This window comes from Paenibacillus sp. NPDC057934 (assembly GCF_042887565.1).
Taxonomy (GTDB): domain Bacteria; phylum Bacillota; class Bacilli; order Paenibacillales; family Paenibacillaceae; genus Paenibacillus_AQ.
In genome coordinates this window covers 379,736-396,323 of record NZ_JBHVPB010000002.1, presented here as the reverse complement: position 1 = coordinate 396,323, position 16,588 = coordinate 379,736, and the positions used below count along the sequence as shown (strand labels likewise).

Annotated in this window: 14 protein-coding genes; 2 read left to right on the top strand and 12 right to left on the bottom strand. The window is 44.7% G+C overall.

Annotation, left to right across the window (positions count from 1 at the left end):
* Positions 1 to 15: 15 nt before the first annotated feature.
* The 3 genes from ACFVRY_RS06270 to ACFVRY_RS06260 all read right to left on the bottom strand — a co-directional run bounded on the left by ACFVRY_RS06270 (position 16) and on the right by ACFVRY_RS06260 (position 4,984).
* Complete coding sequence (locus tag ACFVRY_RS06270; RefSeq protein ID WP_387498411.1) at positions 16 to 651, bottom strand: tetratricopeptide repeat protein; 636 nt, start codon at positions 649 to 651, stop codon at positions 16 to 18.
* 636 nt (positions 652 to 1,287) lie between these two features.
* A complete protein-coding gene (locus ACFVRY_RS06265; protein WP_387498409.1) occupies positions 1,288 to 1,728 on the bottom strand; it encodes an SHOCT domain-containing protein in 441 nt (146 codons plus the stop codon).
* 139 nt (positions 1,729 to 1,867) lie between these two features.
* Positions 1,868 to 4,984, bottom strand: a complete 3,117-nt coding sequence (locus ACFVRY_RS06260; RefSeq protein WP_387498407.1) for a hybrid sensor histidine kinase/response regulator — start codon at positions 4,982 to 4,984, stop codon at positions 1,868 to 1,870.
* A 982-nt stretch (positions 4,985 to 5,966) separates the two neighbouring features.
* On the opposite strand from ACFVRY_RS06260, the gene ACFVRY_RS06255 reads away from it, so the two are divergent.
* The gene (locus ACFVRY_RS06255; RefSeq protein ID WP_387498405.1) at positions 5,967 to 6,764 is read left to right on the top strand and encodes a hypothetical protein; all 798 of its coding nucleotides are present in this window, start codon (positions 5,967 to 5,969) and stop codon (positions 6,762 to 6,764) included.
* Between the two features lie 83 nt (positions 6,765 to 6,847).
* Complete coding sequence (locus ACFVRY_RS06250) at positions 6,848 to 7,444, top strand: hypothetical protein (protein WP_387498403.1); 597 nt, start codon at positions 6,848 to 6,850, stop codon at positions 7,442 to 7,444.
* Positions 7,445 to 7,565: 121 nt separating this feature from the next.
* Here the strand turns inward: ACFVRY_RS06250 and ACFVRY_RS06245 are convergent, their stop codons facing one another.
* From ACFVRY_RS06245 to ACFVRY_RS06205, 9 genes are all read right to left on the bottom strand, one after another.
* Positions 7,566 to 7,871, bottom strand: a complete 306-nt coding sequence (locus ACFVRY_RS06245) for a hypothetical protein (protein ID WP_387498401.1) — start codon at positions 7,869 to 7,871, stop codon at positions 7,566 to 7,568.
* Between the two features lie 176 nt (positions 7,872 to 8,047).
* On the bottom strand, positions 8,048 to 8,785 hold the full coding sequence (locus ACFVRY_RS06240) for an N-acetylmuramoyl-L-alanine amidase family protein (RefSeq protein WP_387498399.1): 738 nt from the start codon (positions 8,783 to 8,785) through the stop codon (positions 8,048 to 8,050).
* Entirely contained in the window at positions 8,782 to 9,693 is a 912-nt protein-coding gene (locus tag ACFVRY_RS06235) for a polysaccharide deacetylase family protein (protein WP_387498397.1), read from the bottom strand. The genes ACFVRY_RS06240 and ACFVRY_RS06235 overlap by 4 nt, the downstream gene beginning before the upstream one ends.
* Before the next feature lie 43 nt (positions 9,694 to 9,736).
* Positions 9,737 to 10,849 (bottom strand): efflux RND transporter periplasmic adaptor subunit, encoded by a 1,113-nt coding sequence (locus ACFVRY_RS06230; protein ID WP_387498799.1) that lies wholly within the window; start codon positions 10,847 to 10,849, stop codon positions 9,737 to 9,739.
* 28 nt (positions 10,850 to 10,877) lie between these two features.
* Positions 10,878 to 11,714, bottom strand: a complete 837-nt coding sequence (locus ACFVRY_RS06225; protein ID WP_387498797.1) for a carbohydrate ABC transporter permease — start codon at positions 11,712 to 11,714, stop codon at positions 10,878 to 10,880.
* A gap of 51 nt (positions 11,715 to 11,765) precedes the next feature.
* Positions 11,766 to 12,659 (bottom strand): carbohydrate ABC transporter permease, encoded by an 894-nt coding sequence (locus ACFVRY_RS06220; RefSeq protein WP_387498395.1) that lies wholly within the window; start codon positions 12,657 to 12,659, stop codon positions 11,766 to 11,768.
* A 46-nt stretch (positions 12,660 to 12,705) separates the two neighbouring features.
* Positions 12,706 to 14,181, bottom strand: a complete 1,476-nt coding sequence (locus ACFVRY_RS06215; RefSeq protein ID WP_387498393.1) for an ABC transporter substrate-binding protein — start codon at positions 14,179 to 14,181, stop codon at positions 12,706 to 12,708.
* 216 nt (positions 14,182 to 14,397) lie between these two features.
* Positions 14,398 to 15,135 carry a hypothetical protein gene (locus ACFVRY_RS06210; protein WP_387498391.1) on the bottom strand — a complete coding sequence of 246 codons (738 nt, stop codon included), beginning with the start codon at positions 15,133 to 15,135 and terminating at the stop codon, positions 14,398 to 14,400.
* Between the two features lie 8 nt (positions 15,136 to 15,143).
* On the bottom strand, positions 15,144 to 16,586 hold the full coding sequence (locus tag ACFVRY_RS06205) for a sensor histidine kinase (RefSeq protein WP_387498389.1): 1,443 nt from the start codon (positions 16,584 to 16,586) through the stop codon (positions 15,144 to 15,146).
* Positions 16,587 to 16,588: the final 2 nt, after the last annotated feature.

Here is a 16,588-nt window from a genome sequence, read left to right as displayed (position 1 = left end):
GCCCTAGAAGTTATTCTACAGGCTCGTTTTGCTGTGGATTTCCCCATCAAAGTCAGGTTTCAATCCCCCATTGCTCTGACCTTGAACATAAAAGACAATCCCCAGGTCATAATAAATATCCCCGTTAGCCGGGTCAAGAACTATGGCCTTTTCAAAAGATGCAATAGCTTCATTATTAAACTCAAGTTTATGTAAAAGCTTTGCTTTGTTATAATGCGCCCCGGAATGATCAGGAACGCCTTCGATAGCTTGATCATAGGCTGCTATGGCTTCGTCAAATCTACCTTGCTCTTTTAATACGTTAGCTTTATTGAAATGAGCTGATCCAAATGAAGGGTTTATTTCGGTAGCTTTTCCATAGCATTCTATAGCTTCATCCAACCTGCCCAGGCTCACCAGTGAATTAGCTTTATTGTACAAATAATATGGTTTCGCTAAAATCTCAATAGCTTTATCATAGAAGTCAATGGCCTCATTATGCCGATCCAAATCCGCCAATGCATTGGCGATAAAGGAATACGGAATTGAATGTTCAGGGAATAATTCCACCGCCTGCTGGAAAAACTCGATAGCCCTCTCCGGGTTGCCACCTTCCGCAATAGCCACTCCTTTATCAAGAAGGCTGTGATAGTGTTTGTTCTTAAAATCCATAACTCACTCGCTTTCATCACTTAAATAAGTTTACTCCGCTGATACTCCCTAAGACTACTCGGAATATGCCCTGCCGCCAAAATAACACTGAAGATCAGCATATATACAGAGTGCAAAACCACAGAGGCGCACAGAAAATAAACAATCGGACTAATCGCTAATGGTACAGGAATACCCAGCAGTGGCGAATAGAGTAGTTTATACTCCCTGCCATTCCTAAAGTACCTCTCCCACCCCAAATAGTACAGAAAAATGGACAATCCCATCCCGATCAGTGAAATGATTTCGTACGTTTCTTGTAGATGTATTGTAAAAAATAGGGGGACTAAGATCACCCCAAACCTTCCAATCCCTTCAGCTATCGTAAAGAGGAGGTTCGTATTCTTCTCACTGGGCATATTTCGTGGTTCTAATCTAAAGAAAAGAAGATTGGGCAATAGTATCAGCAGCGGTATCACAAGACTCCACAGATGAAACACAGCTGTCCCTCCCTTTATTCAATTTATTACCATTCTAATGCCGGGGAACGTTATTATTATATGAAGAATTACACATATACTTTTTAGAGGTCGATCCACTTAAAATCAAAAAAAAGCACCTTTGTGATCTACAAAGATGCCCTCTCTCCAATTACTCTTATAGACCTAGAATTTGCTTCTTCTTTGCCTCGAATTCTTCTGGGGTAATAATACCTGAATCCCTAAGCTCAGCGAGCTGCCGCAAATCATCAATCGATCCGCCAGAAGCCGAAGGTGCTGAACGCTTGGTTTGACCTGATTTATAACTTGCGATGTAATCACGGATCTTCTCTGCCGTTTTCATTCTTCCTGGCTGAATGAGTACAACGTTAGCGTCTGCACCTTTCAGGTTATCCTTTTTAGAGGTTTCCAGGTTGGGCGTAATAACTTGCAGATAAGGCACCTTTAAAAATGGCTTAACAATACTGATTGTTACTACGGAATCCAGGGGAATGGTCTTAGTCTGTCCATTCAATTTCTGTACATTACTTGGCTTTATTATGAGGTAATCCTCATATAGTTCAATTGATGATGTACCCCCGCTAATCTGATGCAACATATTATTCACCTCATTTGGAATGATAGCTCTATCTTAGCATATATTCTCAACTTTCTTCTACATTTTTCCTCCTTTATCGACATGCTTCCCTTATCTGGTTCTCACAGCAATGCTATTGAAATTACTACCGTTAGCGCAGTTAGCCTGGAATACTAAAAGACACGGTTGTGCCCTCACCCTGCTTGCTTTGGATCTCCATTCCTTGCCCATAGAGTCGTGTCAGACGGCTATGTGTGTTATACAGCCCGATTCCCCCGCCATCTTTTAGTGTCGGAACCAGTAACTTGGTTATTTGTTCGTCATCCATACCAAGCCCCGTATCTCTGATGCAGAAATCCAGGCTGTCAACTCTCTTCTCGATGACTATGGACACCGTGCCGCCCTTCGCTCGTTTCAATATGCCATGCCGCACCGCGTTTTCCACCAAGGGCTGTACGGTAAGCGGGGGGATCAGCACGCCAAGATCTGCGTCCACTTCCCACTTCACCTTTAGCCGTTCCTCAAAACGCTGCTGCTCGATATACAGGTAATGTTCCACCAGTTGCAGCTCCCGCGACAGCGGCACCAGCTTGCCAGCCGTCAAAGAGTCAAAGCTGATGCGCAGATAAGAAGTGAAGGCTTCGGCAAGATTTTTCATTTTCTCTGTATCAATCTCACTCAGAGCCATAATGGAGTTCAATGAATTAAAGAGAAAATGCGGGTGGATCTGGGCCTGCAAATAGGCAGCCTCCATACGCAAACGGTCGTTGACCGCTTGCTTTAAGGAAGACAGCGACGAGGCGCGATACTTGAGCTCCATTGCATCCACAGGCTTAGTGACATAATCATTAGCTCCGGCAAGAAAACCTGCATAGATGTCTTCTGGCTCCCCGCGTGCGGTCAGCAGAATAATCGGCAGCTCGTACAGCATAAACCGCTGGCGAATAAGGCGTGTCAATTCGTAGCCAGAAATACCTGGCATCATTACATCAGCAATAACTAGATCCCACTGCCCGTGCTGCAGCTTATCCAAGGCTTCCTGTGCCGATAGCGCAGTTTCGATCTCGTAAGAATCGGTGGACAAAATATGAACCAGAACCTTTAAATTGATGTGATCATCATCGACTGCCAGTACACGAATCCGTTGATTCTCTGTCGTAGGAATCCGGACAAGATCAGCGTCATTCATGGCATAGCCGGCTGCTACCATAGCAGGAGTTTCGGTGGCAAACTGAGCTCTGATAGATTCCAGGGAGTCCGAGCTCTGTATCCTGGCAAGTGGAGCAACAGATTGAAGCTTCCCGTCGAACAGGGGTAATGAAAAGCTGAACACACTGCCTTCACCGGGCTGCGATTGCACCCGAAGTTCACTGTCGTGCAGTTCGACCAGTTCCTTGCAGATACTAAGCCCTAGACCGATCCCCCCTCCATCAGAGGCTCCTTGCTCATAGGGCTTGAATACTCGTTGTAACAAGTCTTTATCCATCCCGCGTCCCGTATCCCTGACATAGATCCAGACTTCCCCGTTGACGGTTTCTACCGTCAGTTCAACACTCCCTGCTTCTGTATACTTAATTGCGTTATGCAGCAGGTTAATCAGGATTTGTACCAACCGCTCTTCATCCGCGTAAACGAATGGCAGACCGTCCTGTACATTCATACGTAGTTCAATCTTGGTTCCATCTGTTAAAAAGCGCAGCATATCCATTACACCTGCAGCCAATGTCTGCACCTGAACACCTGTCCGCTGTAGATTAATCCGCTTATCCTGCAATCTCACCACATCCAGAAGATCATTCAGCATATGTGACATCCGGCGGCTTACCATGATCAGTAGCTCCATGTCGCTTTGACTTTGTTCATCCAGCACATTCTTCTTGCGGGTTAGCACGCTCTGCGCAATATTCATAATGCCATGCAATGGCGTACGAAGCTCATGCGACGTATTGGCCAGAAAACGGTCCTTCTGCCTGCCCGCCTCAGCCAATTGTGTATTTAACAACACAACTTCATTAGAGTTATGAAAATATCTTCTAAACCAATAGGCAGAGAAGCTTGTTATCGCAGCAAGCAAATCTATAGGGTAGAACATAAACTGCGAGGCTCCCGCATAATACACAGACCCCCACAGGATATTATTGATAACACTGCATACAGAAAACAAAAGAAATAAGGCACCTTCCGCCCTGTGGATCACCATTTTGAAAAAATAATATGTACTCCAGAATAAAGGCAGGTAATATAGCACCATGAAGTGATCTTGCTCCAGAGAATTGAGCAGCAGCTCATGCGGAGCGAAGAGAATAAAAGAAGTGTAGGAAATCAACAGGAGAATGTAACTGTAAAACAGCCGCCCTCTTCGTTTAACACCAGTAAGCTTTCTCCCCATCATTAAGAGGAAAAAGGCAAACCAGACGTATGCCAAAGCTTTCAGCTTCAGCATCCAAGAGAAGTCAGCATCAATCCACAAAAATAAAAGTCCATTATGATAGACGGCAATTGTCAGTGAGGCAGCCACCATCATCAGGGAGAACAGAATAAACTCTATTTTTCGCATATTCATTAAGTAAATGATCAGTGCATACAACGCATGGAGCAGAAAAATCACACATACAATCAGCTGTAAGCCAGCCGATATCATGAATTTTTGGTTGATGTCTTTCTGTGTACCGAGCTGTACAGACCTGACGATCCCGCCTTTTTGCGGAGATTCATCATTCTTCACTCTAACAAACAGATTCAGCTCGGTTTGATCGCTTTGCATATAGGTCACTAGAAAAGACTTTGTTTCAGATGCCTGCCCCTGTCCTTGTCCTTGATTGGCAAATACACCATACTTCGTAAGCACCTTACCATTGATCTCGATTTCAGAAGCCGTATATATCGATTGAAACCACAGACTAAGCGGCTCAGACATGGGATGATCCAGCAGAATGCGAACATGATAGGTTCCATATCCATAGGCCTTATTATTTACAGATTTAATGGCGTCCTTCCAATTGCCGGGTACCTGTATTTTTTGTCCACGCGATGCTTCGTTGATATTGGAATTCCCTATCCGTTGTCCGGGATAAAAGTCCCACTCCCCTTCTATGGGGAAGGAGCTTGTATCTTCCAGTGTAACGCCCCGCAAATCCAGTAGGCCTTGTTCAACCTTAGGCGGATCGGATATCGACACATGGTCATGCCAGCTCCATCGAATGGCAATCAGTATAAGAATGAACAATATCAAGTAGATCACATGGCTTCGTTTAAAATTGTTCTTTAAAGTTGTCATGAACGCCTCATCCATCAATAAATTCATTGCAAGCGCATACTTCATCTCTATCTTTTCACTAGTTAAACATACTCTACAACCCCGCTCCCCGCAACAAAATAAAACAAGCCATATTATGAAGAATAAAAGAGAACCAATCAAAAATTAGCGGTTGATTTTTCAGTGCAGTAAACGATGTCGATTACAATCTATCAATAAACCTGCTTTGTAGCACTTGCGGTTCCATGTGAAATAATCGGAATTGGTAGGCATTAACTCGACTATGCCCCCTCCACCATGGCGTTCGTCCAGCGGCGACGATTTCACTTCACGATCTCCTACCAATTACTCATGGTTTGTAAGGTGCTTCGCACAGCAGAAAATGGTCAATTTACTTACTTTGTTCCAGCTAACGTATAAAACCGAAGCTGGCTACGTCGACTCTTGATGAACAGTTATACCACTTGGTAAAGGTTTCCTTCCATTCCCAAATGCTAGCGCGTGCAAACAAGACATAAAGATGAAACATGCAACTAGCTCTTTTTTGCCGAAGAGGTCTCTAACCTCCTCAACTGCTAATTTTGGCTTTGACCCCTTTTTTCCGTGCAAAGTGAGGTTTACACATGCACAATAGACGGCAAATGCCACCTTTCATATTGGGAGGTTTTGTTCTTTAATCGAAACGCTTCCATCACATGAGATCTCTTTTTATACATTTCAACTAAATAATGCATAAATTGACCAAATATATGAGATTATTATACATTTCCATATAATAGATGTTATAGTGATCTTGTCAAGAAGAATTGGAAGAATCGAAAGATTCTTGACAAAAATTGATTCATATGTTGTTTCCGCTTTTTGATACATTGAGAGAACCATTATCAGGTGCTTTGGCTCAAATTGGCTAACAATGGTTTTGGTGATCCGAACTCTTTGTTTTACAAAGAAGCAAATCTCTCAATGTAATCACGAACGTATAACATATGCAATCAATTGTGATATGCTGAAAAAAACAATTTCTTTCTTAGCAATTTTGACAATTTCAAGTAGTCTTTCTCTGTCAGCGTTTGCAGCTCAGCAAGATGAAGAGAATATTACCTTTGGTACTTGGTCAAGAGGAGAGATAACACAAGATTCCGTTCCACCTTTTAGTGGAACTATAACAGACTCCTCTGGAAATACTACCACTTTAAGTAGCTCACCGTTTAATAGCCGTAATATTATCTCAAATGAACAAATAGTTAGTACTTCCCCTGGCAATGGTTTAGTGTCAACTAATAATTGGTGGAATGGCAATAACACACTTTACTATGAGTATGTCAATAATAGCTTCACACAAACAAGCTACTCAAACGACCCATACCATTTTTTGGTTGGACAAACGCAAACTTACAATGGCACTTCAAGCAATTCAACGTTGGCTTATACACAAGCAAACACCGTAACTTCAACATGGTCTGTAACTGCTCAAGTCAGCTCTACAGCAGAACTCAAATCCAATTACTTCACAAAACTAAATGTGACATTGGGAGGATCTTATACCACTTCTAATACTACTTCTTCGAGTACCACCATACTTAATTCTATTCAAGCCAGCCCTGGTAAAACGGGTTATATAAAAGCTTATCTACCAGGTGGCTACTCCTACGGCACTGCGAAATATAAGGAATATAACTATTATTCTTCCACGGGGTCCTTTGTCGCAACTGGAAACACTGTTACAACCAATGAAGGCGGATGGGCTCCTCCCTCATCCACTAGTTACACCGTTTTGAACTTCTCAACGGGACAGAATTAATTTTAACAAGTAAACACTAATGAAATGATTAAAAATATTAGTCATTTCATTAGTGTTATTTTCACTAAAGGGTGGTTTTTGTTATGAAGATAAATCGTCTCCCAATTATGGTTCTAGTGTTGCTCATAGCTTTAACCGCTTGTAAAAGCTCTGACAAAGCAAATAAAAGTATGGTGTCCTTAGGAGAGACAAATGAACAGAATCAGCAAGCTTTGCTTACTTATGGGCAATTTGTAAATATGGTAAACTCCGCTAAAGAAAAATTGGTTTTCCAAACCATTCCAATGAAATTAACTAAATCAACTTTGGAAAATCCGTCTATTATAATAGTCAATGGCGATATGTCTTTTGGAAAAAAAAATTATTTATCTTTAAAGAATGAGGTCAAGGATTCTACACAGTATTTTTTAACCTATGAAGATGCTGAAAATGGATATAAACTGACTACGGGATGGATATATACCGAGGTAAACCAAGGCGACAACCTTATATATTTTAAACCAGATGTTGAGGGGAATACAGGAGACTTTAATTCTATACTATCATTTAAAAATGTACTCATACATCTGCAACTTACATATACAAAATCCTCGCCACCATCTTCTGATGATTTTGTCAGGGAAAATGAATCTACACTCAAAGATGTTGTGCATTTTTTAGAGACAGATGTCTCGTACTAAATCATCTTACGTGAAGCAATGAGAAGGAATGAAGGGGGCAGGGCTGTGGAATCGAAGCGCTTGTCTGTAAGGTTAAGGCTTTAGGAGGCAATTCTAATTGCCCCCGCCCTTTCCCGGTTTTCTACCCGTGAAGAGGGGCGTCCTTCCAATTGCCGGGTACCTGTATTTTTTGTCCACGCGATGCTTCGTTGATATTGGAATTCCCTATCCGTTGCCCGGGATAAAAATCCCACTCCCCTTCTATGGGGAAGGAGCTTGTATTTTCCAATGTAACGCCCCGCAAATCCAGTAGGCCTTGTTCAACCTTAGGCGGATCGGGTATCGACACATGGTCATGCCAGCTCCATCGAATGGCAATCAGTATGAGAATGAACAATATCAAGTAGATCACATGGCTTCGTTTAAAATTGTTCTTTAAAGTTGTCATGAACGCCTCATCCATCAATAAATTTATTGCAAGCGCATACTTCATCTCTATCTTTTCACTAGTTAAACATACTCTACAACCCCGCTCCCCGCAACAAAATAAAACAAGCCAAGCACATCATTTACTCATGCTCTGGCTTGTCTTTTTTCAAATAAATATTCAATCCCTTTCTGGTGTCAGTCCAGCTGCAAATATTCTCTAATTCCTGCATGAATAGCAGCAGCAACCGATTGCTGGAAGGCAGAGGTCCACATCATCCCCTCATTCTCCGGGTTCGTCAAATATCCCAGTTCCAATAGTGCTGCAGGCATAGTTGTCTCTCTTAGCACAAAATAACTTGCTTTCTTGACCCCGCGATCCTTAAATCCTGTAGCCTGTGCAACATGCTTGTGAATGACTTCGGCGAATGCCAGAGATTCCTCATGATAATAGAAGGATTCCGTACCAGACACCGCAGAATCATCGAAGGTATTGCCGTGAATGGAGATAAACAGATCGGCGTTCAGCTCATTAGCTAACTTAGGCCTGTACAGTTCCTGAGTAGATATAAATGTATCATCCGTTCGGGTCAGCTCGACCTGTATTTCTGGGTCTTGCTCCAGCACGTCAACAATGGCTTTAGACATGCTTAACGTGAACTCCTTCTCAAAGTGACCATTAACAGCGGTAGCCCCGGGATCTTCGCCCCCATGGCCCGGATCAATTACCACTTTATATACTTTCCCTGGTTTATTAACGGTCTGCCCGATGTCAGTGATTCTCTTGGTATCCATCAATTCCGAACTGGCTGGAGCCTTGGAGTCACTGCCTCTCCCTGTACTTGTTCCAATGGATTCCGTCGCATTACTACTACAAGCAGACAGAATTACTAGTAATAGAAAACTGTATAGGATAAGACCCATTCGATTGCTCATCTTGTCAAGCTCTCTTTCCAGATTGGAGTCTGCTCATTCCCGGCCATCTGTAGTTTCTTCACGGGATTGACAGGATGGCAGCGGTTATAGCAGTTGAAGCTGTATGGCTGGGTGTCTGAACTAATTGTCTGCGTTGTAAATCCGTTCTGAGATAGGAACTTCAGCAGCGCGGGCAAATGCTTGGCCGTCTCCGGCTTGTCATGCATCAGTACAATGGGGATGATACCCGCCGAGATCTGTTTTTGAATCTGATGGATCGTTGTGGAGAGGTATTGACCGTTCGACCAGTCGCTGCTGTCCACGTTCCAATCCCATAATTTGAAACCCTGCTTGTCCAGCGCTATCCGGTACGAATCCATCAGGTAAGGGACACTGCCGTATGGGGTACGGATGATCGTGGAGTGGACACCGGTAAGCTTCTCAAGTGTCCCCTGAGCCTGTGTCATCTCATGGATTGCGGTTTGTGGTGACTGGTAGAACTTATATTTATCATGGGTGACACCATGCAACCCTGCGCCATGATCCTCTGTAACGATTCTTTTGACCATACTTGGCCACTCTTTCATCTTAGGCTCCAACATGAAAAATGTCGCCTGTGCATCATAATTCTGCAGTGTATCCAGAATATTCTTTGTTGCCATGCTAGGACCATCATCAAATGTTAGATAAATAATCTTCTGTCCCGGCTTTTCTTTAGGAGGCTCTGGCACAAGTCGCTGCGGGTTCTGAGGGATCGAGGAAGCATTGGCTTCAGCATCCGCATGATTCGAACTTGAATCTTCTATTGAGGCGGCATTGCCTAGCACAGCTGCTGGTTTAACAGCCGGAGTGTTAATTGATAGATTTTTGCTGCAAGCAGATAAAAGAATCAGGCATAATATAACTATACTAAGAGTGTATTTTCTCATTATTGCGATTCCTCATTTTCATTGTCATGATGTTCTAGGATGTTTACATGCGAATCTTGTCACCCTCCTGCAAGGGTTCACTACTTTCTAGAATGATAGGCTCCTGATCAAACAACCCGCCGGTGACGGCAGATTGCGACGCATTGGCATCATCAACCGTAATGTATACTTTCCGAACATAGAAGGCGTTGCCGAGCGGTCCATCCTTTTGCTCAATGCCAAATACATATTTCTTGCCGCCTTCATCATGAATCGCCGCATTAGGTACGAGCACCACATCCTCCAGCGTTTGGGTCAGATCGACCTGTGCTCCTTCCCCTTCCTTAACAGCAGGGTCTTGAATGGAGAGCAAGAGCTTCTTCATGAGAACGATGGAATTCCCGGTTGTACTTTCCCCGGAATCTGAATTTACAGGGTCACCCTCCTGAATGCTCTCAATCTGCCCCTTTACTTGACGGGCTTCCTTGCCATTCACTTGCACATCCAGTTTATCCCCAGCCTTGAGCTGGGCAACTGTCGGAGCAGGCAGCGATACCTCTAGCGAGAGACCCAAGCTTTGATTAGATATCGTCACATCCGGGCCGCTGGGAGGAAAGCCTTCCCATGCGTTAACCTTGGTTACGATCCCTGCAAAGGGGGCGACCAGCTTCGAATTCTCCTTTAGGCTGTCCTGCAGTTTTTGAACGCGCCGCTGCTGGGTCTCGATATCAATCTCATGGCTTTTATAGGCGTTTGTTGCGTCATTGATTGTTTTTTCATCTCCGCCCTGCATCGCTTCCATTATGGCATATTGTAAACTGCCCGTGGACAGCTTTATTTTGGCAAGACTGCCTTGTTCGTCCTGAATCTGTTGTTTGATGTCCTTGCTGTCATATGTGATCAGCGTCTGCCCTTTTTGGACTACATCGCCTTTCTTGACCGCCACCTTCTTCACTTTCCAGCCAGAGGCGCTGCTTAATGCAGTCTCCGCCTTCCATGTTAATACGCCAGAGCTCTGAAATTCATGACTTAGATCACCACGGCTTACTGTAACCAGCGCTACCTTCGGCAAAGTCAACGACATTAACGTATTACTGAACAAGGTGAATAAGATCAACAGCCCGAGGAACACCCCTGAGATTACAGCGATTGTTTTCTTGCGCCTTGCATATTGCACTTCCAAATGTGATCACCTCATGAATGAACTACCCTTTAATCCCCGATAATTGAATACCTTCAATAAAATACGACTCCGCATATAAAAACAACAACACCATAGGAGCCATATACAATGCCGATGCAGCAAATGCCACACCGCGGGCGCCCTCATTAATGCGTGACAAGTATAGGGACAACGGCTGCTTGAAGACATCTTCTAAAAAGATCAGCGGCTGCTCCACCATGTTCCAGTTGTCCACGAACAGCAGTACCGTCAGGGCCGCTATACCCGGCTTGATAAGCGGAAGCATGATGGAATAGAAAATCCTCAGCTGTCCGGCCCCGTCCATTTTAGCAGCTTCAAGGTACGAATACGGAATATGCAGCATGAATTGCCTCAGCATGAACACACCGAACGCACTGAATATTCCCGGTAAAATAATCGCAGCCGTGCTGTTCATCAGCCCCAGCTTGTCGGCAATAATGTAATTGGGAACCAGCGTCACCTGAAACGGCATCAGCATCGTCATTAAGTACACCACAAACAGCTTTTCCCTCCCCCAGAAGCGGAGCTTAGCAAAGGCATAGGCTGCCAGTGATGCTACAACTACCTGCCCGGTGATAATCGGCAGCACGATAAAGACAGAATTCCAGAACATATGCAGGAATAACGGCTTATGCACCAGCACTTCTCCATATTGGCTCAAAGAAACCCAGTCGGGAATCAGCTTCAGGTTAATAAAACCGTTCTTCTCCCCTGCTGCAATGTTGACCATTTTCCCAATAAGGTGATAATTATAGTCAATTTCGCTCTCCGCCATTAAAGAGTTCGAGAATGTGATCAGGATGGGAAACAGCATAGCCAGGGCGAAAATGCTCATCATCAACGTCAACGCCACTTTGCGAAACAAAACCAATATACCCACGGTCCTTCCTTATTCCATAAAGCTCCGGAAGCGGCGCTCCATCATCAGCATGATGCTGACGAAGAGGAGAATACCGCCAACCATGAGCGTCGCTGCCGCTGTCAGCTTTTGCACATCCAGTGACATGAACATGTTATTCATATAATGCTGAAGCATATAAATGCGGTCATGCGGATAATCGCCAGCAATCAGGTACGTCTCCCGAAACACTTTGAAAGAGTTAATGATCGACATCAGGGTCACGAAAAACATCGTTGGCGTCAAATAGACCCACGTGATGTGCAGCCACTTATGTAGCCCACTCGCACCTTCTATATCCGCAGTCTCGTAGTAATCCTTCGGAATACTTTGCAGGCCTGCGAGAAATAAAATAATGTTGTAGCCGATGTTCTTCCATATATACACCACCACCAGTACCACCATGGACCATTCCGACTTCATCCAATCAATCCGTCCCATGTGCAGATGCTGCAGCCATACATTCAAGGTCCCGTTCCAATCAAACAGGATCTGCCACATCATCACGATTGAGGCTACCGGAACCACCAGCGGCAGTACAAAAGCAGTCTGGAGCCAGTTCCGGATAAACAATCGCCGATTGAGCAAATGTGCAAAGCATAGGGATAGCGCAATAATGAGCGGAACACTTACTCCTGTAAAGAGCAGTGTATTAACAGCCGCCTTGCGGAACGAGCCACTGGATAGCACTGCCTGATAGTTGTCGAAGCCTACAAACGTACCGTCGATCGTACTATCTTGGAAGGAGTAAAGAAGCCCTGTGGCAAACGGAATGAGATAAAATATAGAAAACCCGATCAAGCTAGGTGCCAGAAAAAGCAGCGCAGTCAGCCATTCTTTGCGGAGCAGTTTATTTCCCCTGGTTCCCTCACGCGCTCCTGTCATCTGTCAAGACTCCTCCCCTTGCTGCTAATGCTAATCATTCAGACTGCTACTCGTTCAGATAGGTAGTTACTCTATTCTGAATGAGCTTGGCTACTTCATCAGCCGACTTCTGACCGGTGAAAAAACCCTGTGCCTCTGCGGTGATGATCTCGTCAATCTTAGAGGGCTTGAATTGTAGCGGGTACGTCGCACCGTTCAGGAATTTGTCCAAATCATCAATATCCTGCTGCGTAATCTTGAAGCTCTTGCCTTTCATCGGCCCGATCGGTTGATCAGACAGGATGGACCCTTTCTGAATCAGCGCTTGCGCTTTTTTCACATAAGCAGCTTTATTGAGCGGAAATCCGGTACCGTCAGGTTTACTCTGCATTTCTTCCGAGAGCAGAAACTTCAGGAAATCCCAGGCCTCGGCTTTTACAGCAGAACGTTCATTCAGCCCAATCGTCTGGTAGGTACGGAAGGAACCACCCGGATGCTGCGGATCCACATTTGGACTCAAATAAAGCTTCGAGGTATAGGCATTGCCACCTGGAATGAATTCACTCATTCTGAGCTCCCGGATATAATCGGTTGGCGAGTTGATTTGAGCTGTACTGAACAACGGGAAGCGTGCATCTGTACCGACTACTTTTTCATCGAACAATGTTTTGACCTGTTGAAGCAGGCCCGTAAAGTCGCTGGATACAAAATTGGCAGTCCCCTGCTCCTGATTGATGAAGGTCGCATATCGTTCATTCACAAATTGTGTGGTCATGTACTCTGGCATGCTTCTGCCCAAAGCATATTGATGGTCCTTGTCGGCCCCTTTAGTCATGGCCTTGGCTGTCTTGATGAACTGCTCCCAGTTCCACTTGCGGTCATCGAAGGTCACGCCACTCTTCTTAATGGCATCTTCATCGCCAACCAGGCCGTAGATAAAGAACCCGATCGGCAAGCCATACATTCCACCGTTAACCTTCATCCCGTTCAGGATATTGATGAAATACTGTTCTTTTGTAAAATCAGGGTCATGGTCCATAATGTCGCCCAGATTGGCCAGCATTTTTCTCTTCACATAGTCACCTGACGGCAGCTGGTCCATCTCGATCAAGTCTGGGCCTTGTCCTGAGAGCATCGCAGTCCCCGTGGTCTTCACAAATTTCTCCAGATTCTCTTCCGAATGTGCATCATCCGTCTCAACCGATTTCAGCTCAATCGTAATATTGGGATGCTTGGCTTCATATTTCTTCTTGGCTTCTTTAAAGTAGTCACTTGGGAAAAAGGTAGAGAACACCACGGTTTTCTTCTCCGTAGTGGATGGTGCGCCGGGGCCTCCTGGCTGACCTGATGAGGATGCCAATTGATCCGTTGGCTGCTGCGCCGACTTCACTTCACCACCACCGGCGTCGTTACTATTCCCTGTACTGCTAGCTCCCCCGTTATTTCCATTGGCGCTCCCTGTGTGATTTCCAGTGCCAGCACTGCAAGCAGAGAGGGTTAATACGAACATCGCTGCGAATATCACCAGCATGACTTTTTTCATTAGTTATACTTCCTTCCGGTTTCTTTAATAGTGTTATTAGCTATTGTTGGCTCCCCTTTGCCGGGTACTCTAACAGTATAGAGAGACGATATATCATAAGTGAGATAGAGTTATATAGAAGTTGTAAAGTTTGGAGCACGGGCGAACGCATGCAAAAAAAAGGCTGGTTCCAAGCCATTTTCATGACTTTGAACCAACCTTTTGTACAGATTAACTCTACCGTTTGGAATTATAACTTAGCAGCGCCATAACATCCTTACTGAAGCCTACGACTTCATTGCTGCTGTAATTAATCACGACAGAATACTTCAGCGTCTTGTTATCTTTACTCGTATAATACAACTCCACATTGGAACCCCAACGGGTCAGATCAAGCTGCTGGGTTAACTCAGACAACGGATAACTTCCGTGTTCTTCCACATAACGATCCGCAATATCGAATACCTTTTCTTCCGAATTGCGCGGCATGGCTCTGCTTTCCCGGTAGGATCGCAGAATCTTCAACACATCGCCATCCTTGGCGTTCAATACAATATCATAAGAATCCTCTGGAACCTCCGATGACGTCAATGTCACATAATATAGTCCTCCGGTAATCTCCTGGATATCGCTTGTGAATTGCATGGTTTGCTGCGCCCTGCCTCCATCCATGACCACCGGCCCGGGCACATGGCTAGTCTCTTTCAACAGTTCTTTCAGCTTGTTCTGATCGACGGCCATAATCTCAAACTGCGCATGATCCAAGGTCAGCTTTTTATCCAAAAATTTATTCACCGCTTGTACGCTCAGTGTCTTCACCGCATCCTGGGATAGGACCCCTTCGTACTCGATCTCAGTGTTCTTATGCTCCTGCACTATTTTTTTGACCATCACGGTATCCTTGGGAATACTGTTGAACCAGCTTTGGCATCCTGTCATCAGCACCAGTAAGGCCGAGTACAGCATAATTATCATATATTTTCTCATGAATGTAACTCGCTTTCCGCATCATGGTTAGACGCAAAAACAACTTCCACCGACGTCCCTTGCTGCACATTGCTATTCACCCGAATAACAGCACCGTGTATGCCGGCAACATTTTGACAGATCGCTAGTCCCAGACCTGCGCCGTTATTACTTCTGGTTCTGGATTTATCCCCCATGTAAAAGGGTTCAAATATTTTATCCTGATCCTCCTGAGCAATTCCGATACCCTGATCAATAACAGCAAGAATATAATTCTTGTCCTGCCAATACGCACGCAGTGTAATTGTCTGATCCGGCGAAGAGGCTTTAAGCGCATTATCCACGAGATTAAAAATCAACACCTTGATTAGATCGCGCTCCAGGGGCAGCTCCCCTTTTTCACAATCCAGTACAATCGCCACGCCCTTCTCCTTAGCCATAATCTCTAGCGCGGGCTTTATCTCCGTAATAATCTCACCAAGATCCTGTAGTTCCATCTGAAACTGTTCCTTCTGCAGCAAAATCAAATCCATCAGCTTCAGCGACAGTGACTCCAGCCGCTTCCCTTCGGAATAAATGACATTCAGGCCGTCCACGAACAGCTCTTCGTTGTATTTGGTCGTCCGCAAGAAATTGGCATACCCGATAATCGAGGTCAACGGTGTTTTTAGCTCATGTGTAAAATTATTGATGAACCGTTGTTTTTCCTCGTTGTTACGCTCCAGCTCATTGATTTTATCTTCGACGACCTCCGCCATCTCATTGAAATTAGACCCCAGAATGCCGATCTCATCCCTTGATTTAAGAGTAACACGCTCCGAGAAATCCCCTTGCGCAATAACTTTCGCCGTGCGATTCAAGCGGTCAATGGACCTTGTCAGTCCTCTGCTCACGAAGAGCATTATCACCATAAACAGGAGACAGGCGGCCAGATCGACCTTGGCAAAAAAGCTGTACTGGTCAATACGGTCCTGATATACCGGAGTAACATCCTTCATGTAGGTGAATACATATTTTTTATGATTAATATCTGTAATGTTCGAGGTAAACAGAATCGTCCGGGCATCGATCTCCCGCAAAATATAATGAATGCTGTCATCATCCAGATGGTTCAGTTCGCTTCGTTCCGCAGGCATTAAAAAATCGGAGTTGTTGAACACCTTACGCTGCGAATCATCCGTAATATCCATATAAATGCCCTGATCGCTGTTCTTATCCACAAATTCATTGGCAATCCGCGTCAAGACCGTCTTCTCGTAATCGATCGAGTCATAGATTCGCAAAATCGGCACGATGGCGTCCACGCTGGAATGAATGCTCATGTTCTGGCTTAGGGCCACGTTGATCGCCTGTGTTAGCATCTTGTTGTGACTACGTTCAATAACCATAATGGAAGCGACGTTAAAAATAATAACAAACACGAGGATCGAGAACAGATATATTTTCTGCCAAAACTTCATCC